This window comes from Clostridium cellulovorans 743B, assembly GCF_000145275.1.
Lineage (GTDB): Bacteria > Bacillota > Clostridia > Clostridiales > Clostridiaceae > Clostridium_K > Clostridium_K cellulovorans.
This window is the reverse complement of sequence record NC_014393.1, coordinates 5,223,167-5,241,753: the sequence shown is the minus strand read 5'-3', so window position 1 is coordinate 5,241,753 and position 18,587 is coordinate 5,223,167. Positions and strand designations below refer to the sequence as shown.

Genomic DNA, 18,587 nt, shown 5'->3' with positions numbered 1-18,587 from the left:
TATGGAAAAAAAGTTTAATTTTTTAAAGCCTAGAAATGAGTATTTTTTTGTTATTATTATAATTGCTATCGCTACCATGTTTATTCTCAAACATTATGTTATAGCAAGCGTATTTCTTATAGCTTTTGTTGGGTTACTTATATATACAAAAAGAGTAAATAAGAGTAAGCAAAGTCAATGGAAAGAGTTTGTAGACGGATTTATAAATAGCGTAGATAATGCATCAAAAGGAATTCTTGTAAGGATGCCATTTCCAGTTGCTATAATTGACACAAATGGAATAATTTTATGGTATAACCAAGTTTTTATGGATAGATTCCCTGAAAATGCTATACTGTCAAGCGACATCGATAGTTTGTTAAGTAGTGATGATATTCAAAATATATTAGATTCAAAAACTAATATATTTAAAGATATATCAATTAAGAAAGAAAGTTATGATATATATACATCTCAAATAGAGACGAAAAGTGAAATTGATAGGGATGTGCTAGTTTTATATTTTATAGATTCAAGTGAAAAAGCAGAAATAAAAAAGGCTCTTAAGGATAATGCAGAAGTTGTTATGCTTATTGACGCTGATAATCTTGATGAGGTAAGAAAATCTACTACAGAGGATAAGAGGCCACTTCTCGAGGCTGAAATTAAACGAGCAATAAATAGTTATAGTCAAAGACTTAATGCTGTTTATAAGCAGTATTCAACTGGGAAGTATATTTTGATTACCCATAGGAATGAACTCCAAAAGGAAATAGAAAAGAAGTTCGAAATTCTAAATCAGATTAGAGAAATAGATACTGGAAATACATTAGATGTAACATTAAGTATCGGTGTTGGTTTTGGAGATAATACTCCTATGAAAAATCATGAGAATGCGTTTTCTGCTTTAGAACTCGCCTTAGGTAGAGGTGGAGATCAAGTGGTTTTAAAGAGCAGTGATGCATTGGAGTTTTTTGGAGGCAGCACTAAAGAAGTAGAAAAACGCAGTAGAGTAAAAACTAGGGTATTTGCTCATGCACTAAAGGATGTTATAAATAATAGTACAAATGTTTTTTTAATGGGTCATTCTAATCCTGATATAGATTGTATTGGTGCAGCTATAGGTTTATCCAGTGTGATTCGAGCACTAGGTAAAAGATCTCATATAATTATAGATTCATTTAATAATAGTATAGAAGAAATTGCTGATAGGTATATGAAAGAACAAATTGATGAAAAGACATTTGTCAGTGGAAGTGATGTAGATAATTTGATTACTGATGAAAGTTTGATTATAATAGTAGATACTAACAGTAAGAACTATGTGCTAAATTATGAAGTCTTTAAGAGATTTAAGAAGAGTGTAATAATTGATCATCATAGACGAGCAAGGGTTGGGGTCGAAACCCCATTACTTATGTATGTGGAAACCTATGCATCTTCAACATCTGAGATAGTTACAGAATTGATTCAATATATGAAAGAGAATCATAAGATTACAAATACAGAGGCTGAAGCTTTATTGGCGGGAATAGTTGTTGATACTAAGAACTTTTGCTTTAAAACTGGTGTTAGAACTTTTGAAGCAGCAGCGTATTTAAGGTCACAAGGAGCAGATACTGTTTATTTAAAGAAACTTTTTTCAAATGACTTAAAAAGGTATATTGATAAGTCAGATATAATAAGGCAAGCAGAAGTGGAAAATGGTATAGCTATTGCAGTAAGTCCATTGGATGTAGAAGATAACATTTTAGCAGCTCAGACTGCAGATGAATTATTAAATATTACAGGAGTCATAGCTTCATTTGTATTAATTAAGGTTGGCAATGATGTTTTGGTTAGTGGAAGATCTCTTGGAGACTTAAATGTACAATTAATTTCAGAGGCATTAGGTGGGGGTGGACACTTCACTATGGCTGGAGCCAGATTAAAAGATAAAAGCTTAGAAGAAGCTACAAAAGAATTAAAAGAAGCTATAGCGAAAATTCAAAGGGAAGGTGAAGAATAATGAAAGTTATATTATTAAAAGATATCAAGGCACTTGGAAAGAAGGGGGATGTAGTTAACGTATCTGATGGATACGCAAGAAATTTCTTATTTCCAAAGAAAGCAGCACAAGAAGCAACAGATTCTAACTTAAATATTTTGAATAATCATAAAGAGAAGGAAAGAAAAGAAAAGCTTGCAGAAATTGAAGCAGCTCAAAAAATTGCTGAAAAGCTAAAGGGGCAGGAAATTAAAATATCTACAAAGGCTGGAGAAGGTGGAAAACTTTTTGGAGCTATAACAAGCAAGGATGTTTCAGAGCAATTAGAAAAGCAACATGATTTTAAAATAGATAAGAAAAAGATAGTAATGGATACTCTTAAACACGTAGGAACATACGAAGTAGAGATTAAGCTTTATGCGGAAGTTTCAACTAAGGTTAAGGTTATAGTTACTGAAGAATAGAGGTGGGTTTCTGTGAATTCAAATACTAATAGCTTTAAGATAGATAATGATGAAATAAGAGCAACTATATCAATAGAAGTTCAAGTTAAAGTAATGTATGATGCAGCTAAAAAGGTTATAGATGAAGGGATTTTTAGAAGCAGAGTTGTTAAATATAAGTTGCAAAAGTATATAAATAGTGAAAACATTTATGAAAGAGTATATGCACTTAACAAAGTTGTGAGCAATGGAAAAGGTTTGAAAGAGATCCCTAATGAAAAGAATCTACTTTTAGCTATTGAGGAAACCTCTAGATATCTTTCAGAAGAAGTTGCAAGAAGATATGTACAAAATAATATTGAAAAAGATGTAGAGCAATTACTAATTGAAAGACAAGAAAAGTATATGGACGAAGTGCGAATGGGAATAATCAAAAAGAAAAAAGGCCCAGAAAACGCGAGAACTTTAAAAAAGTATGCAGATCTTGAAACTTTAGATACTAAATCACTTAGTAAAGATGTGTTATCAATATTAAGACCACAGAGTTTTGATGAAATAGTGGGACAGGAAAGAGCTATAAAAGCATTGATTTCTAAGATTGCTACACCATATCCACAAAATATAATATTATATGGTCCTCCAGGGGTTGGAAAAACTACTGCAGCAAGATTAGCGTTGGAGGAATGTAAAAAGTTAAAGTTTACTCCTTTTGAAGAAGACTCAAAATTTATAGAAGTAGATGGTACTACTTTAAGATGGGATCCTAGAGAAATAACAAACCCACTTTTAGGTTCAGTTCATGATCCAATTTATCAAGGAAGCCGACGTGATTTAGCTGAGACAGGAATTCCTGAACCAAAGCCAGGATTAGTTACAGATGCACATGGAGGTGTATTGTTTATTGATGAAATTGGAGAACTAGATCAAACTCTTCAGAACAAGCTATTAAAGGTTTTAGAAGATAAGAGAGTGGAATTCTCATCATCATACTACGATCCAGATGATGACACTGTACCAGCATATATAAAATACCTTTTTGATAAAGGTGCACCAGCAGATTTTGTGTTAATAGGAGCAACTACAAGAAGTCCAGGAGAAATGAGTCCTGCTTTAAGATCAAGGTGTACAGCTGTTTATTTTGAACCATTAAATAAGGCGCATATCGAAAATATAGTCGAGAATGCAGCAGAAAGATTAAAGGTCACTTTAGATGATGGAGTTGCAGAACTTATTAGTAGATATACTATAGAAGGTAGAAAAGCTGTAAACATTCTTGCAGACGCTTATGGAAATGCATTATATAATAATGATGATAAAGAAGAAGTAGAGATCACATTAGAAAATGTTAAAGAAGTTATATCTATTGGACGTATGGTTCCTTATGAAAAGAATGAATCAATGGAGCAAAAGGAAGTTGGCGAAATCAATGGGCTAGGAGTTAGTGGTTATATGGGCTCTGCTCTTAAAATAGAAGCAACTACCTTTGAAGCCAAAAAGGAAGGTACGGGTTCCATTAGATTTAATGATACAGCTGGTTCTATGGCAAAGGATTCAGTATTTAATGCAGCAGCTGTTATAAGAAAAGTAACAGATATAGATATTAAAAATTATGATATACATGTTAATGTAGTTGGTGGAGGTAACATTGATGGACCATCAGCAGGTGCAGCTATAACTGTATGTATCATAAGTGCTCTCCTAAACAAGCCTTTAAGACAAGATATCGCAATTACCGGGGAAATATCCTTAAAGGGCAAGGTAAAGCCTGTAGGAGGGATTTTTGAGAAAATTTATGGTGCAAGAAGAAAAGGAATTAAAACTGTTATAGTTCCTAAGGATAACGAAAAAGAAATACCTACGGGTTTAGATGATATAGAAGTATTAACAGTATCAACAATCGAAGAACTTATGGAACTAGTATTCTAGTTTCATAAGTTTTAATTAAATACAGGAGAGATAAAGATGGAAGGACAAATAAGAACATTACCTCAAAATATAGAGGCAGAACAATCTGTCCTCGCATCAATGATTAATGATAAAGAAGCAACGGCAGAAGCAGCACAAGAATTATCTGCAGAAGATTTTTATAGAGAAAGTCATAAGGTTATTTTTACAGGTATAGTAGAATTGTTTTTTAGAGATATTCCTATAGATATGATAACCTTAATTGAACATTTGAAGTCAACAGATAAGTTAGAGGCATCTGGAGGAATAAGCTATATAAGTACTCTTTCCACATCTATTGCTAGTACTGCTAATGTCCATTCATATATAAAGATAGTTAAGGATAAAGCTGTATTAAGAAGGCTTATAAAGGTAGCCAATGAGATCACAGAAGATAGTTATACAAAGCAAAATGATGTAGCGAAAGTAATGGATTCAGCAGAAAAGAAAATATTTGATATAGCTCAAAATAAAACGAGAAATGATTATGAACCTATAGCGTCCGTTTTATCAAGAAGTTTTGAGCAATTAGAGTATGTAGCTAATAATAGTGGAGGTCTTACAGGAGTACCTTCTGGGTTCACAGCACTAGATGGAATGACTTCAGGTTTCCAAAAATCTGATATGATACTAATAGCTGCAAGACCTTCTATGGGAAAAACAACTTTTGCACTTAACTTAGCACAGCATGCAGCTATTAGAGAAAATAAAAGTATAGTAATATTTTCATTAGAAATGTCTAAGGAGCAATTAGTACAAAAGCTCCTTTGTGCAGAAGCAAATATTGATATGGTTGCTTTTAGAAATGGAAGTTTGGATGATAAGTCTTGGGATAATATAGCTAAGGCTGCTGGGCCTTTAGGAGCATCTAAGATTTTTATAGATGACACAGCTGGGGTTAGTGTTATGGAAATGAGGTCTAAGTGTAGAAGAATTAAATTAGAGCATGGTATTGATATGGTTCTTATAGACTATCTTCAACTTATGAGTGGTAGTGGTGAGAGTAGACAACAAGAGGTATCTGAAATTTCTAGATCCATAAAGGCATTAGCTAAAGAAATGCAATGCCCAGTAATAGCATTATCTCAGCTCTCACGTGCTCCAGAGCAAAGAGCAGACCACAGACCTATGTTATCTGACCTAAGAGAATCTGGTTCAATAGAACAGGATGCGGACGTTGTTATGTTTCTTTATAGAGATGAATACTATAATAAAGAATCAGAAGACAAGGGTGTAGCTGAATGTATTATAGCAAAACAAAGAAATGGTCCAGTTGGGACTGTTAAGTTAAATTGGGCTGGACAATATTCAAAGTTCATAGATCCAGAACCTTTTATGCAACAAGGCTAGTTTATGTGTCAAGAATGTGATATCTTTATTATTGAAGTAGAAGATTTAACAGAATATATTATTTTAAGGGTGTGAAGAAATGAATATGATATTTTTTGACACTGAGACAACAGGTTTAAAACCAGGTCAAATATGTCAGCTTAGTTATATAAAAGTCACTACAGATACTAAGCCTCAAAAAGTAGAGGGGAAAAACTTTTTCTTTAGTGTAGAAGATATTGAACCATCAGCGGAAGCTATACATGGATTTAGTGTAGAAGATTTAATCGAACTAAGCGATGGGTGTGAATTTTCTGATTTATATGAAGAGTTTATAAATGATTTCGTAGATTGTGATTTAGTAATAGGATATAATGTCAACTTTGATATAAAATTTTTAGTTGCTGAATTTTATAGACTAGGAATTAACTACATTCCTAAAATGGACTTTTGTGCCATGCAGTATTATAAAGAGATTTGTGCAATACGAGGAAAAAATGGTGATATTAAAAATCCTAAGCTAGCAGAAGTTGTTGAGTTTTTAAATATAGATGAAACTTTTATGTATGAGAAAACTAGAGAGTTATTTGGTGGAAGTGGAAGGTTTCATGATGCCAGATTTGATACAACAGCAACTTACTTAATAATTACTGAGGGAATTAAGAAAAAATTTATACCACCGTATTATTTCACAAAGTATATTAAGGATAAAAAATAGAAAATATAAAAAAGAATCCGGCATTCCGCTAGATTCTTTTTTTATTTATTGTGCTATTAGCTCGTCATCTTTTCCTGTTACTATGGAAGTAATAATTATATTAGTTGATTTTGATAAATCTATTTCGTATGGCTTTGATTCTGTATCCTCTTTTCCATCGAATAAAATTCGCACTATTGGTTTATCTGGAAAGTCAGGATTTTGTTTTACTATGTAGCCTTCTTGGCTATTAGACAGTCTAACACATGAACCTAGAGGATAGATAAATACATATCTTTTAAAAACCTCTATTATCTTAGGATCAAAAAGCGTGCCACTACCAGACAGCATAAGTTCATATGCTTCGTTTGGTTCATAACGGCTTCTATAAGAACGGTTAGCAGTGACGGCTGTGAATACATCACATATTGATATAATTCTACCAAACTCAGATATATATTTGCCACGTAAACCATAAGGATAACCAGAACCATCATACCTTTCGTGATGATGAGCAACTCCAGCTAGTATTTTATGAGAGAAACATTGAGCTTCTTCTAAAATTTTTTTACCTAAAGTAGGATGTTCTTTTATTAATTCAAATTCCTCATCGGATAGCTTTGATTTTTTTGATATTATCTCATGGGGGATTTGGGTTTTACCTATATCATGAAGTAAAGCACTAATCCCGAGTTCTCTTAGTTCTTTCCCTTCAAGTCCTAATTTTTTACCAAGAAAAATTGCCATCATGGCAGTATCTATACTGTGTATATATGTGTAGTCATCATATAACATTACTTCATATAAGCTTGTGTTTATATTATCTTGTTCTTCAATGTAATTAACTAAAACGTCTATACTTTCAATTAGTTTAGAAGTTGCCATATAATCTTTAGATGCAATACAATTAAATGCTTCTGGTAAAGTTTCTATTGCATGTTGTTTTGCTTCTTTAAGTTTTATATCTTCCTTAATATCAGAAAGGTCATCATCCTTTACATAAACAAACAAGATACCTTTTCTCTTTAATGATGTTATATATGAGTGGCTCATTTCAGTACCTGCTGTTAATAATGGTATACCGTTATTGTCTAGTACATCTTTTGCAAGGACTTCATTGTCCTGTATATTGGTTAAAAACACTAATCGCATAAAGTAATCCCCCCCAAAAAAATATGATGTATATAATAAATTATATCATTGTAACTTTAAGGCAACAATAAAAAATGATATAATTTATTATTAAATTACTAGTTTTACATACCATTTATGTGTTATAATTTAAAGTTAAATAAATTTAAAAAAGCATATAAATAAATTAAAGATACCTTGAAAATAAAGTTGGAATTTGGAGATGATATAATGACTGGAATAATTGATAGATTTGAAGGTGAGTTTTGCGTTGTTGAGATGGAAAATGGAAGTATGAGAGACGTTAGGATATTAGATATTCCTGCAGGAAGTAAGGAAGGAGACGTATTAATATTTAAAGACAATAAGATTTTTTTAAATAAAGCTGAAACAGAAAAGAGAAAACGTGAAATTGAAGAACTTATGAAGGATATGTTTCAATAAAGAGTTTAACGAACAAAAAAATAGTTAAAGAAAGTGAGTTGGATTCTTTAACTTTAAAACTTATATTATAAAGCAATATTTGCTTAAATATTTAAGATAATTAAGACATTTGTGTAGTCCAAATTTTGTTAAGGAACTTTTATACAATAGAAAGCATATTTTTAAGCTTGTTAGTAAGTGAGCATAAATTAGATGCTTTCAAGGGCTTTAGTAATTACTACATTTATAGTTTGAGCAAGGTTGATTTCGTGAGAGGATACTGTTTTGTTTCCTTGATCTAAACGTACAATTGAGACTACAGGCTTATCAGGAAAATTAGGATTTTGTCTAACTACATAGCCTTGATCTCCATTAGAAAGTTGAACCATTGACCCAAGTGGATAAATTGAGAATGTAGATTTAAAAAGTTGTACTAATCTAGGGTCAAAATGAGTACCACTTCTAGATAGTATAAGTTCATAAGCATCATTAGGCTCAAATCTCTTTCTATAAGGTCTATCTGAAGAAACTGCAGTGAATGTACTGCAAAGGCTTATTATTCTTCCAAAAAGTGATATATAAGAACCTGTAAGCCCATAAGGGTAACCTGTACCATCAAACTTTTCATGATGATGAGCAGCTCCTGCAATTATTCTGTTAGAGAAGCAACCAGCAGATTCAAGGATTTCCCTACTATATTTTGTATGTTTTTTTATTTCATCAAATTCATCAGTGCTTAATTTTGATTGTTTGTATAATATGTCATGGGAAATCTTTAGATTTCCAATATTGTGTAATAATGCTGATAATCCTAATTCTATTAAAGTATCCTTGTCAAATCTTAGTTTCGTACCTAAAAATATGGCCATCATTGCAGTATCTATACCATGAATGTAAGTATAATTATCATAAGTTTTTAATTCATATAAGTTTGTATTAAGAGTTCCCTCGTGATATATATATTCTGTAATATTGTCGATACTTTCTACAGCTTGTTTTGTTGCAGTAAAATCTCTTACAGATATATTGTCAAAGGTTTTTGGAAGAGTTTCAAGAACACTATCTTTTATTCCTTTTAACTTTAAATCTTCTTTTGCTTCCTGAGAACCATTATCTTCAACATATATAAAAAATGTACCTAAACCTTTTAATGTTGATATATATGTCTTAGTTATTTTAGTGCCTGCTTTTAATAAAGTTGCTCCTTGGGGATCATGTATATCTTTTGCTAAAATTTCATTGCCTATAAGATTACTTAAAAAAACTAATTTCATAATTATTTACCTCACAGCGGAATTGTTATTTGAATTAAATTAAAAACAATTTTAAAATAGCTTACAATATACATTATCGTAATAAATATTCAAAACCTAAGTAAAATATGATATATATGTTTCAATAATTATGTAGGATATTTATATAATCTTAATAATGGAATAAATAGATATATTATTAATAACTACGAAGTATAATTATTATATTGACAATAATATTCGTGATTTGGTTGACTATGTTATATTGCTTTGATAAAATCATATGTGTTAAAAGATATCAAAGCTATGATGAAAGAGAGGAATTTAAATGGCTACTTTTGTTGTTATCGGTGCACAGTGGGGTGACGAAGGTAAAGGAAAGATGACAGATTATCTTGCTGAAGATGCCAATGTAGTTGTGAGATTCCAAGGTGGAAACAATGCAGGACATACTGTAGTTGTTGGTGATAAAGAGTATAAACTTCATCTAATTCCATCAGGAATCCTATATGAAGATAAATTAAACGTACTTGGAAATGGTGTTGTTATAGATCCTAAGGATATGCTTAAGGAAATAAATTACTTAAAGGAATTAGGAGTTAAAATAACAGCAAAAACGCTTTTAATAAGTGATAGAGCTCATGTCATCATGCCTTATCATAAAGCTTTAGATGGTGCTATTGAGTCTTTCAGAGGAAAGAAAAGTATTGGAACTACTGGTAAAGGAATAGGACCATGCTATACAGATAAAGCTGAAAGAACTGGAATAAGAATCTGTGATCTTATGAATCCAGAAGTTTTTAAAGAAAAATTAATGATTAATTTAGAAATAAAAAACGCACTTTTAACTAAAGTTTACAACAAAGAACCTTTTAAATTTGATGAGATATATAACGAATATTTAGATTATGCTGATAAGCTTAGAGAATTTGTATGTGATGCTTCTGTAAGAGTATATGATGAAATAAAGAATAATAAAAACATATTATTTGAAGGTGCTCAAGGAAACCTTTTAGACATAGATTATGGAACATATCCTTATGTAACATCATCAAATACTACTGCTACAGGGGTTGCAGCAGGTGTTGGAATAGGCCCAAATATGATCGAAAGTGTTGTAGGAATAGCGAAGGCTTATACCACAAGAGTTGGGGAAGGGCCATTCCCAACAGAACTTGATAATGAACTTGGTCAATATATAAGAGAAAAGGGGCATGAGTATGGAGTTACCACTGGAAGGTCTAGAAGATGTGGTTGGCTTGATGCTGTTATATTAAAACAAGCTGTTAGAGTATCTGGAGTAACTAGTTTTGCCGTAACAAAAATTGATACGTTGGCAGGTATGGAATCACTTAAGATATGTGTAGGATATAAAATTGGTGATAAAATAATAGATTATATACCAGCAAGTCTTGAAGATTTGGCTAAGTGTGAACCGATATATGAAGAATTCCAAGGTTGGGATGATTCAGTTTCAGTTGCAAGAAGTTTTGATGAGCTTCATCCTAATGCTAAAATTTATTTAAAGAGAATAGAAGAAATTACAGGTGCTAAGATTTCAATTGTCTCAGTCGGTCCAAAAAGAGATCAAACTATGAGAGTTGATACTTTATAGTAAAGCCTAAACGTAAGCTGAAGCATTTTATACCTTTTTAGTATAAAATGTGTTTACAAACATTCAAAATTAGATATAATATAATATAAAGTAAATCAAATTTTGAAAAGAGGTTGAGTAGTATGATAACTAAGGACATGACAATTGGAGAAGCTCTTAGAGTAAAACCAGAAATTGCTGAAGTTCTAATGGGTTTCGGATTTCATTGCATTGGTTGTCCATCTTCACAAATGGAAACATTAGAAGAAGGCGCTATGGTTCATGGTATTGACATAAATACGTTAATAGACGCAATAAACAAATAATATGTTACTTAAAAGCAGTTGAGAAATCTCAACTGCTTTTTATTTATACTAAGACTTTTAAAAGTTATTAGATAATAAAAAGTCTTAACAAATTGACTGAAAGAGCATATGATTTTTATGGTATAACCAAAATATAGAAAAGAGTCGCAATTTGGTGTAAAATAGTTTATATATATTACGATAAAATATTTTGAATATTTATTGCATTATTTATAAAGGTATAAAAATTAAAAAATGGTTAGGAGATGTAGCAATGGGTGGTTATGTTTATTCTAAGGATTTTTATGTAATGTATAGTGTATGTGATTTTAATAAAAGATTATTTCCTTCAGAATTAATTAACATGATAATGGAAGTATCAACTGAACAATCAGAGAAATTAGGGGTAGGGGTAGATTATTTATTACAAAATAATAAGGGGTGGATTTTGATACAATCTAACCTAGAAATAAAAAGACTACCAGAATTTAAAGAGAAAATAACCATTTTCACTGAGGCAAAAGGATTTAATAAATTTTTTGCTTATAGAGAATTTACTGTTAAAGATAGCAATGGAGATGAGATAGCAAAATACTATACTACATTTATGATATTAGATTTAAAGGAAAGAACATTTGTTAAGATCGAAAAAGATGATATAGATGTTTATGGTACATTTGATGAAACAAATGAAACTTTCAAAATGCCAAAACCAAAAAAATTAAAAGATGTTACCCATGAAAAGAAATATCATATAAGATATAGTGATATAGACACCAACGGACATGTTAATAATGTAAAATATTTAGATTGGAGCATAGATACATTACCAATCGAATTTATAAAAGATCATAGTTTAAAGACAATGAATATTAAATATGAAAAAGAGATTATGTATGGTGAAGAAATAGAAAGCGTTTGCCAGTTGATAGAAAATGAAACAAGCTATACGTCCTTACATGTAATAAAAGTAGGAGAAAAAGTAGCAGCTCAAATAGAATATCAATGGGTAAAATAATTGATTAAATAAAATTCTCTGTAAGCACTGAGAGCCCTTACGGAGAATTTTATTTTTATTTTGAAATAAAGATTGAAAAAGAGTTTTAGCTCAATATTTTTTCTAAATTATCGAAAGTTTCACTGTTGATATAAGATAAGGTTTCAATTAAGAAATTTATATTAGTTTTGGGATGCGGCAAAAGCAGCTGCAAAACCTGAGCTCCAAGCCCATTGAAGATTAAAACCTCCACAATCTCCATCTACATCAAGGATCTCTCCACAGAAAAATAAGTTCGGAACTATTAATGATTCTAGAGTTTCTCTATTTACATCCATAGTATCTATCCCGCCAGCAGTAACCTGAGCATTTGTGAAAGAATTATGATCACTAACTGTAAATGACCAGTGTTTCAAATTAGCAAAAAGCTTTTCTTTGTTTTTCCAAGACAAATCAGAACATAGAGAATGGATATTATCAATACCACAATCTTTGAGAAAGGTAGTAATAAGTTTTTTATTTAGAATACCAATAAAGCAAGTATACACACTTCTATAACTGAATAAAGCAAGCCTATTTTCGATGAAATCTATAAGCTGATCTTCAGAAAAATTAGGCATTAGGTCTAGTTCAATTTTACAGTGTTTTTTTTCTGATATAGCAAAAGATGCAATTCTACTAATCTGTAATACAGGCGGACCAGATATACCGTAGTCTGTAAATAGGATTTCACCAAATTCTTTTCGTTTAAACGCACTATCAACAAAGATATCCACAGAACCTTCAAATTTTATTCCTGAAAGAGCTTTTAAATGTGGATAACTCAATTTAAGTTGCACGATCGCTGGTTGAAGATTTGTTACTTTATGCCCTAAGGAAGTTGCTAAGGAATAGCCTATACCAATAGATCCGGTTTTTTGAAGCGTTTTTCCACCACAAGCAAGTATAACTTTTTTGGCTGTGTATATGTTACCTGATTTTGTTGATAAGTTAAAATTATTTTTAACTTTTTTGATGCTGGATATTAGAATATTGCTATAAACTGGTATATAAAGATCATCTAAAGCAAGCCTAAAAATATCCACTACCGAAGAAGCTTGAAGCGACATAGGAAATAATTTATCCCCATCAGATTCTATTATTGGTAGACCAAGGGTCGAAAAAAAGTCCAAAGTATAGTGAAGATTATATTTATTTAAAATTGAGTTAGGAAAACCTTTGTTATTACTGTGATATCTTTCAGGTGTAATATGTTTATTGCTTATATTACATCTTCCATTTCCAGTAGTCAAAATTTTTTTCCCTATTCGATCAGTACCTTCTATTATTGCTACGTCCATACCCATATTTTTAGCTGTAATAGCAGCGCAAAGGCCAGAAGCCCCACCGCCAATAATTATGATATCGTGATACAAAAAACCACCCCTTATAGCTTTATAATGGTATTTTAACCTAAATAAAGATAAGGTCAACATAATTTTGATAAATATTTATATGAACCAAGGATATAATAATATATAACTAAGGAAAAATCCTATACGAGTATTCAAAATAATGCTGTTAAGTATTACGAGTAACTAATATAAAAAAGGTAATATCTTTACTTTATGAATATTAAAATATTCGTAGTTTTTATAGTTGGAGTTCCAAAATGAATTATTATAGGAGATTATAGAATTTTAATATATAGCAAAGTTCTAGGTTAAGTTAATATACTATATCTCAAAACAAGGGGATGAATACAGATGAATATACAAGAAGATTTAGACGTATTTTTTTATTATAAGAATTGGGCTGTTGTTGGAGATGTTTTAAATCCTAATAAGTATGCAAATAAGATATATGAAAGGTTTAAAGCTAGAGGGTATACTGTTTTTGGTGTTAATCCAAGAGATACTAAAGGGACTATATATAATAATTTATCAAGTATAGATGACAAAATAGAAGTAATAGATTTATGTATAAATTCGATTCAGGGATTAGAAATCATTAAGGAAGCTAAGTTATTAGGAATAAATAAAGTGTTAATACAACCAGGAGCGGCTAGTGGTGATATATTGGAATTTTGTAGGAACAATGGTATCATAGCAATAGAGGGGTGTGCACTTGTATATTTCTCAAATAGCGCAACTTTAAGGGTTTGATTCACTATTTTAAATTTATATGTAACGGCAATTTGAAACACTTATGATTTAGAAAGCGGGGGAGATTTTATGTTTACGATTTATGCAGTATCAGATTCCATTGGAGAAACAGCTGAGCAAGTAGCTAAGGCAACGGCATGTCAATTTAAGGAGGAAGTAGATGTAATAAGAGTTCCTTATCTTAAAAAGGTTGAAGATCTAAAAGATTTTTTTAACAAAATTCAGGATAAAGATAAATGTCTTATAATATCTACAATTGTACAAGTTGATGTAAGTGAATTTCTTATACAACGGTGTTCTGAAATGGGAATAAAAATAACAAATATTTTAGGACCGTCTATAAGTATGATTTCAAGGGCTTTAAATATGATGCCGGAATATACTCCAGGTGCAGTATGGCAAATGGATGAAGAATATAATAAAAGAATTGAGGCTATGGAATTTGCCATGAAATATGATGATTCTAGAGATGATTCTGGAATAAAGTTTGCAGATGTCGTTCTTGTAGGTTTATCTAGAACATCAAAGACGCCTTTATGTATGTACCTTGCTAATAAGGGGATAAAAGCTTTAAATGTACCACTTATGCCAGAAGTCCCTATACCACAAGAGTTATTTGAAATTGATAAAAAGAAGATAATAGGGTTAACCATAGATCCGCTCCATCTTATTGATATAAGAAAGCATAGGTTAGATAAGTTTGCAAATTTATCTGCAGATGTAAAATATGCTAATGCAGAAAGAATATTAGAGGAGTTTGATTTCTCAGATAAGGTTATGAGAAAGGTAGGGTGTAAAGTAATCGACGTTACTACTAGAGCAATTGAAGATACAGCTTTAATTATTATGGAAACCTTAGGTTATAAAAAATAAAAATAGTTGAAGAAAACTGCTAGAAAACTTCAGTTTTCTTCATTTTTTTCGAGTAAAAAACTAATATTAAAAAAAATAAAAAAATTTTTGAAAAACATGTTGACACTTAATGAATCCTCGTGTAATATATTAAATGTGCTCAGCGACGAGTACAAAATAAAAAATAAATTCTCCATGGGAGAAAAAAGAACTTATTACATCGCTAAGTCTGGATGTGTATTACGGCCCCTTGGTCAAGCGGTTAAGACACCACCCTTTCACGGTGGTAACAGGAGTTCGATTCTCCTAGGGGTCACCATTATGGGAGCATAGCTCAGCCGGGAGAGCATCTGCCTTACAAGCAGAGGGTCACAGGTTCGATCCCTGTTGTTCCCACCATATATGGCTCAGTAGCTCAGTTGGTTAGAGTGCCAGCCTGTCACGCTGGAAGTCGAGGGTTCGAGCCCCTTCTGAGTCGCCATTTTCATAATGATGAAAATGTGAAAAATTTAATAAAAGAATAAATGGTTACAATAAGGCCCCTTGGTCAAGCGGTCAAGACACCACCCTTTCACGGTGGTAACAGGAGTTCGATTCTCCTAGGGGTCACCATTATGGGAGCATAGCTCAGCCGGGAGAGCATCTGCCTTACAAGCAGAGGGTCACAGGTTCGATCCCTGTTGTTCCCACCATATATGGCTCAGTAGCTCAGTTGGTTAGAGTGCCAGCCTGTCACGCTGGAAGTCGAGGGTTCGAGCCCCTTCTGAGTCGCCATTTATTTTTGCTGGCATGGCTCAATTGGTAGAGCAGCTGACTTGTAATCAGCAGGTTACGGGTTCAAGTCCTGTTGCCAGCACCAAAACCTTGAATATGTTTCAAGGTTTTTTTATTGTGTAAAAACTTAATTTTCTCATAAATAATTTCAATAGTAATTTTTTAGTTAGTAATAGAGTGTTTGTTTCTTTAAGCAATAGTACAAATGTAGATTAATATAATTAGAACAAAAGACATCTCCAAATGAGATGTCTTTTAACCTATAATTGACCTATAAAATATATTTTATAATGGCTCTATAGTATATAGTTGGTTTTTCACGTATAAGTATTGCTATGGCTTTTTTTTCATCATTATGCTTCAAAGAAAATGTTCTGAATCTTATATCTTCAGTAACACCTATCTCTTCTTCTATATTGTCAATTTGATTTTTATCAGTTTGTACTATATATGTTAATCCATTATACTTAATCTCAATTGGTATACAAGGCAAATGAATTATTTCGTTGGGCGGATAATCTAATTGTATGCTATTAAGTTGCCGTGGACAATCAGTTAAGGTTAATAGTAATAAATAAAAGAAAAATAGAACAGTAATCTTCTTTTTCACTTGTAGACCTCTCATATATGACAAAGTTATATAGGTTCTGGCAATTAAAAGTTAATTTATTCTACCAAGGTTTTTTGCTATTCTTAAATCTTCTCCATAGAATTTAAATATATTAAAGTTCCCTAAAAGTCTAGATGAAATTCTTTCTGTATAATTTTTCAATATATCTTCAGGAGAAAGATTTGTTGATATAAGCATTTTATTTCTTTTTAATAATTTTTTATTTAATAAATTAAATAATTCGGAACGAGAGAAATCTGTTTTCTGCTCTGTTCCTAGGTCATCTATTATAAGTAAATCACATTCAATAAGTAGTTTTTCTAAATCTTTATTTCCCTCTATTACTATTTCTCTTAAGTTTTTAATAAGCTCATCAGCTGTCCTATATACAACTAGAAATCCGCAATCTAAAAGTTCTTTTGCTATACAATTTGACATGAAAGTTTTTCCTGTTCCGCTATCCCCATAAAATAAAAGATTTTCATTACTATTTTTAAAGTTCTTTACATAAGAAGAACAAGAAGTCCAAATTTTTTCAATGTTCTTTCTGGGAGATACGGGAACATTATCACTTTTATGATTTGAAAAAAGATTTATGTTAAAGTTATCGAAGTTATTTTCACGTAGTATATCTTTTAATTGAGAGTTTTTATAGTAAACGTGGACCATGTATTTTTTATAGCAAGAACAACGAATATTATTATTTATATATCCTGTATCTTTGCAGTTATTACAAGTATACTGGGGTTCTAAGTAGTTTATAGGGTAACCTTTAGAGGTAAGTAATTCAGCTTCTTTTATTCTTAAGTCTGTAATTTTTTCTCTTATATCTTTTAGTGACTTTTCAACATTACCTTCATTTTTTAATGCGGTCATTGCTAATGATATAGAAGCTTTAGAAATTTCTTTCTCTATTTCGAATACTTCAGGAATAACCCTTTTAATTTCTTCCTTTCGGGATCTAAGTGCTTTTGTCTCATTATCCCGAAGAGTAGAATATATTTTTGAAATTTCACTTTCATAACCCTTAAACATTATTTATCCCACCCTAGTAATTTTTTTTCAAGTTCGTCAAAGTCATAGGTTCGCTGACTATAATCGCCAAAGGAACCTTGAGATCTAGTGTTTGTAGCGCGCTTTGAGTTTTTTGAAAAACTCTTTTTATCTTTGGCATCTATGTCGGCTAATGTTTTAAGATTGTCATTATTCCAACTTGTAAGTATGCCATCAATATATTTAAAATCTGCTTTGTTTATTCTTTCAAAGCAAATATCACAAGCTCTATAAATGACATCTAGAGGCATTTCATAAGAGGTCAACCATTTTTCTAGAAGTGCTTCTTGGGGTTTCATTATATCAGCATCTTTGATTCCTAAATAAGTCAAAATTTTTCGTATTCCAAGCCACTTATCTTCTCTTTGCTTTATGAAACTTTGAACATCATCAATAGTCTTTATACCAGTTTCCATCCAAGATATTGCGATTTTCTCTATATATCTATAATCTACTTTACCCTTATTAACGCAATAATTTATGAGAAGAAGAATCATTTCAGGAGTAAAGTTAAAATCTTTTTGCCAACTTAGATAAATTTCCATCTCTTTTGGTGATAATGGCCTTGCAAGAAGTTTCTGTATTTCTTCGAGCATCCCTTTGCTTGAGTTATTATTAAGCTCATTTAGTAAGTTAATAGAGTTACTCATGCTTGCTTTTGTATTTTGATTTTCAAGATCTACAAATTCTATATTGTAGTTTCCGTTATTATCTACAGGAATTAAGTTTATTGCACCTACTTCATTCCAATAGTGCCATGCATTTATCACGTCTGATTCTAAAAGTTTTAGATTAGAGGCAAGCGTTGCAGAATTAATACCTAATTCACCGCCAAGACAATATTTAAGTCCAAGAATATAGACCTTTACAAATTCACCTCGAGCATTAGCCATGTATTTATCTATAAAAGTATTGCTTATTGGTGTAAAGTTTGAAGTAGTATTTTTAAAAATAAACGTACTCATATATCCATCTCCTTTCTAAAGAGTTTCATGGTGAGACTTAGTTTTGCAATATTTCTGTAGTAAAGGCTTTATTAAACCCTTGAATTGTAAGTAGCATTCAAGGGCAA

17 protein-coding genes and 7 tRNA genes are annotated in these 18,587 nt (G+C 31.3%); 18 read left to right on the top strand and 6 right to left on the bottom strand.

The features are described from left to right. Nucleotide 1: 1 nt before the first annotated feature. From CLOCEL_RS21805 to CLOCEL_RS21785, 5 genes are all read left to right on the top strand, one after another. Nucleotides 2-1,987: a DHH family phosphoesterase gene (locus CLOCEL_RS21805; RefSeq protein ID WP_010074377.1), complete on the top strand. Its 1,986-nt coding sequence runs from the start codon at nucleotides 2-4 to the stop codon at nucleotides 1,985-1,987. Continuing rightward, nucleotides 1,987-2,430: a 50S ribosomal protein L9 gene (gene rplI, locus CLOCEL_RS21800; RefSeq protein WP_010074376.1), complete on the top strand. Its 444-nt coding sequence runs from the start codon at nucleotides 1,987-1,989 to the stop codon at nucleotides 2,428-2,430. Before CLOCEL_RS21805 ends, rplI begins: the two co-directional genes overlap by 1 nt. A 12-nt stretch (nucleotides 2,431-2,442) precedes the next feature. Then, nucleotides 2,443-4,335: a Lon family ATP-dependent protease gene (gene lonC / locus CLOCEL_RS21795; protein ID WP_010074375.1), complete on the top strand. Its 1,893-nt coding sequence runs from the start codon at nucleotides 2,443-2,445 to the stop codon at nucleotides 4,333-4,335. 36 nt (nucleotides 4,336-4,371) lie between these two features. After that, nucleotides 4,372-5,703: a replicative DNA helicase gene (locus CLOCEL_RS21790; protein WP_010074374.1), complete on the top strand. Its 1,332-nt coding sequence runs from the start codon at nucleotides 4,372-4,374 to the stop codon at nucleotides 5,701-5,703. Nucleotides 5,704-5,782: 79 nt separating this feature from the next. Next, entirely contained in the window at nucleotides 5,783-6,400 is a 618-nt protein-coding gene (locus tag CLOCEL_RS21785) for a 3'-5' exonuclease (protein WP_010074373.1), read from the top strand. Between the two features lie 45 nt (nucleotides 6,401-6,445). Here CLOCEL_RS21785 and CLOCEL_RS21780 read toward each other — a convergent pair whose 3' ends face one another. Then, nucleotides 6,446-7,531: an HD-GYP domain-containing protein gene (locus CLOCEL_RS21780; RefSeq protein WP_010074372.1), complete on the bottom strand. Its 1,086-nt coding sequence runs from the start codon at nucleotides 7,529-7,531 to the stop codon at nucleotides 6,446-6,448. A gap of 177 nt (nucleotides 7,532-7,708) precedes the next feature. On the opposite strand from CLOCEL_RS21780, the gene CLOCEL_RS21775 reads away from it, so the two are divergent. Continuing rightward, entirely contained in the window at nucleotides 7,709-7,954 is a 246-nt protein-coding gene (locus CLOCEL_RS21775; RefSeq protein ID WP_242655194.1) for a DUF3006 domain-containing protein, read from the top strand. Nucleotides 7,955-8,142: 188 nt separating this feature from the next. Here the strand turns inward: CLOCEL_RS21775 and CLOCEL_RS21770 are convergent, their stop codons facing one another. Then, entirely contained in the window at nucleotides 8,143-9,207 is a 1,065-nt protein-coding gene (locus CLOCEL_RS21770) for an HD-GYP domain-containing protein (protein WP_010074370.1), read from the bottom strand. A 307-nt stretch (nucleotides 9,208-9,514) separates the two neighbouring features. On the opposite strand from CLOCEL_RS21770, the gene CLOCEL_RS21765 reads away from it, so the two are divergent. The 3 genes from CLOCEL_RS21765 (at nucleotide 9,515) to CLOCEL_RS21755 (ending at nucleotide 12,103) form a co-directional block, all read left to right on the top strand. Next, nucleotides 9,515-10,801, top strand: coding sequence for an adenylosuccinate synthase (locus tag CLOCEL_RS21765; RefSeq protein WP_010074369.1), 1,287 nt, complete (start codon nucleotides 9,515-9,517; stop codon nucleotides 10,799-10,801). Between the two features lie 122 nt (nucleotides 10,802-10,923). Further along, nucleotides 10,924-11,106 carry a DUF1858 domain-containing protein gene (locus CLOCEL_RS21760; protein ID WP_010074368.1) on the top strand — a complete coding sequence of 61 codons (183 nt, stop codon included), beginning with the start codon at nucleotides 10,924-10,926 and terminating at the stop codon, nucleotides 11,104-11,106. Nucleotides 11,107-11,359: 253 nt separating this feature from the next. Beyond that, on the top strand, nucleotides 11,360-12,103 hold the full coding sequence (locus CLOCEL_RS21755) for an acyl-[acyl-carrier-protein] thioesterase (RefSeq protein WP_010074367.1): 744 nt from the start codon (nucleotides 11,360-11,362) through the stop codon (nucleotides 12,101-12,103). A gap of 161 nt (nucleotides 12,104-12,264) precedes the next feature. Here CLOCEL_RS21755 and CLOCEL_RS21750 read toward each other — a convergent pair whose 3' ends face one another. Then, the gene (locus CLOCEL_RS21750) at nucleotides 12,265-13,497 is read right to left on the bottom strand and encodes a BaiN/RdsA family NAD(P)/FAD-dependent oxidoreductase (protein WP_010074366.1); all 1,233 of its coding nucleotides are present in this window, start codon (nucleotides 13,495-13,497) and stop codon (nucleotides 12,265-12,267) included. 330 nt (nucleotides 13,498-13,827) lie between these two features. Between CLOCEL_RS21750 and CLOCEL_RS21745 the strand changes: the two genes are divergently transcribed. From CLOCEL_RS21745 to CLOCEL_RS21705, 9 genes are all read left to right on the top strand, one after another. Beyond that, nucleotides 13,828-14,226: a CoA-binding protein gene (locus CLOCEL_RS21745; protein ID WP_010074365.1), complete on the top strand. Its 399-nt coding sequence runs from the start codon at nucleotides 13,828-13,830 to the stop codon at nucleotides 14,224-14,226. Nucleotides 14,227-14,295: 69 nt separating this feature from the next. Beyond that, on the top strand, nucleotides 14,296-15,099 hold the full coding sequence (locus tag CLOCEL_RS21740; protein WP_010074364.1) for a pyruvate, water dikinase regulatory protein: 804 nt from the start codon (nucleotides 14,296-14,298) through the stop codon (nucleotides 15,097-15,099). Nucleotides 15,100-15,322: 223 nt separating this feature from the next. Then, a tRNA-Glu gene (locus CLOCEL_RS21735) sits at nucleotides 15,323-15,397 on the top strand. Nucleotides 15,398-15,401: 4 nt separating this feature from the next. Beyond that, a tRNA-Val gene (locus CLOCEL_RS21730) sits at nucleotides 15,402-15,477 on the top strand. A gap of 5 nt (nucleotides 15,478-15,482) precedes the next feature. Continuing rightward, nucleotides 15,483-15,559 (top strand) — tRNA-Asp (locus CLOCEL_RS21725). A gap of 56 nt (nucleotides 15,560-15,615) precedes the next feature. Further along, a tRNA-Glu gene (locus CLOCEL_RS21720) sits at nucleotides 15,616-15,690 on the top strand. A gap of 4 nt (nucleotides 15,691-15,694) precedes the next feature. After that, a tRNA-Val gene (locus CLOCEL_RS21715) sits at nucleotides 15,695-15,770 on the top strand. A gap of 5 nt (nucleotides 15,771-15,775) precedes the next feature. Next, a tRNA-Asp gene (locus CLOCEL_RS21710) sits at nucleotides 15,776-15,852 on the top strand. Nucleotides 15,853-15,861: 9 nt separating this feature from the next. Beyond that, a tRNA-Thr gene (locus CLOCEL_RS21705) sits at nucleotides 15,862-15,937 on the top strand. Nucleotides 15,938-16,123: 186 nt separating this feature from the next. Here CLOCEL_RS21705 and CLOCEL_RS21700 read toward each other — a convergent pair. Genes CLOCEL_RS21700 through CLOCEL_RS21690 form a run of 3 tightly spaced genes read right to left on the bottom strand, consistent with a single transcriptional unit; the run spans nucleotide 16,124 to nucleotide 18,480 of the window. Then, the gene (locus tag CLOCEL_RS21700) at nucleotides 16,124-16,462 is read right to left on the bottom strand and encodes a hypothetical protein (RefSeq protein ID WP_010074363.1); all 339 of its coding nucleotides are present in this window, start codon (nucleotides 16,460-16,462) and stop codon (nucleotides 16,124-16,126) included. A 51-nt stretch (nucleotides 16,463-16,513) separates the two neighbouring features. Then, nucleotides 16,514-17,497, bottom strand: a complete 984-nt coding sequence (locus CLOCEL_RS21695; protein WP_010074362.1) for an ATP-binding protein — start codon at nucleotides 17,495-17,497, stop codon at nucleotides 16,514-16,516. Beyond that, complete coding sequence (locus tag CLOCEL_RS21690) at nucleotides 17,497-18,480, bottom strand: DnaD domain protein (RefSeq protein WP_010074361.1); 984 nt, start codon at nucleotides 18,478-18,480, stop codon at nucleotides 17,497-17,499. The genes CLOCEL_RS21695 and CLOCEL_RS21690 overlap by 1 nt, the downstream gene beginning before the upstream one ends. Nucleotides 18,481-18,587: the final 107 nt, after the last annotated feature.

Coding starts and splice junctions, on each gene's coding strand:
- CLOCEL_RS21805 (WP_010074377.1), top strand. CDS start 2: ATGGAAAAAAAGTTTAATTTTTTAAAGCCTAGAAATGAGTATTTTTTT.
- CLOCEL_RS21690 (WP_010074361.1), bottom strand. CDS start 18,480: ATGAGTACGTTTATTTTTAAAAATACTACTTCAAACTTTACACCAATA.
- CLOCEL_RS21745 (WP_010074365.1), top strand. CDS start 13,828: ATGAATATACAAGAAGATTTAGACGTATTTTTTTATTATAAGAATTGG.
- CLOCEL_RS21785 (WP_010074373.1), top strand. CDS start 5,783: ATGAATATGATATTTTTTGACACTGAGACAACAGGTTTAAAACCAGGT.
- CLOCEL_RS21755 (WP_010074367.1), top strand. CDS start 11,360: ATGGGTGGTTATGTTTATTCTAAGGATTTTTATGTAATGTATAGTGTA.
- CLOCEL_RS21760 (WP_010074368.1), top strand. CDS start 10,924: ATGATAACTAAGGACATGACAATTGGAGAAGCTCTTAGAGTAAAACCA.
- CLOCEL_RS21770 (WP_010074370.1), bottom strand. CDS start 9,207: ATGAAATTAGTTTTTTTAAGTAATCTTATAGGCAATGAAATTTTAGCA.
- CLOCEL_RS21780 (WP_010074372.1), bottom strand. CDS start 7,531: ATGCGATTAGTGTTTTTAACCAATATACAGGACAATGAAGTCCTTGCA.
- CLOCEL_RS21765 (WP_010074369.1), top strand. CDS start 9,515: ATGGCTACTTTTGTTGTTATCGGTGCACAGTGGGGTGACGAAGGTAAA.
- CLOCEL_RS21740 (WP_010074364.1), top strand. CDS start 14,296: ATGTTTACGATTTATGCAGTATCAGATTCCATTGGAGAAACAGCTGAG.
- rplI (WP_010074376.1), top strand. CDS start 1,987: ATGAAAGTTATATTATTAAAAGATATCAAGGCACTTGGAAAGAAGGGG.
- CLOCEL_RS21695 (WP_010074362.1), bottom strand. CDS start 17,497: ATGTTTAAGGGTTATGAAAGTGAAATTTCAAAAATATATTCTACTCTT.
- CLOCEL_RS21790 (WP_010074374.1), top strand. CDS start 4,372: ATGGAAGGACAAATAAGAACATTACCTCAAAATATAGAGGCAGAACAA.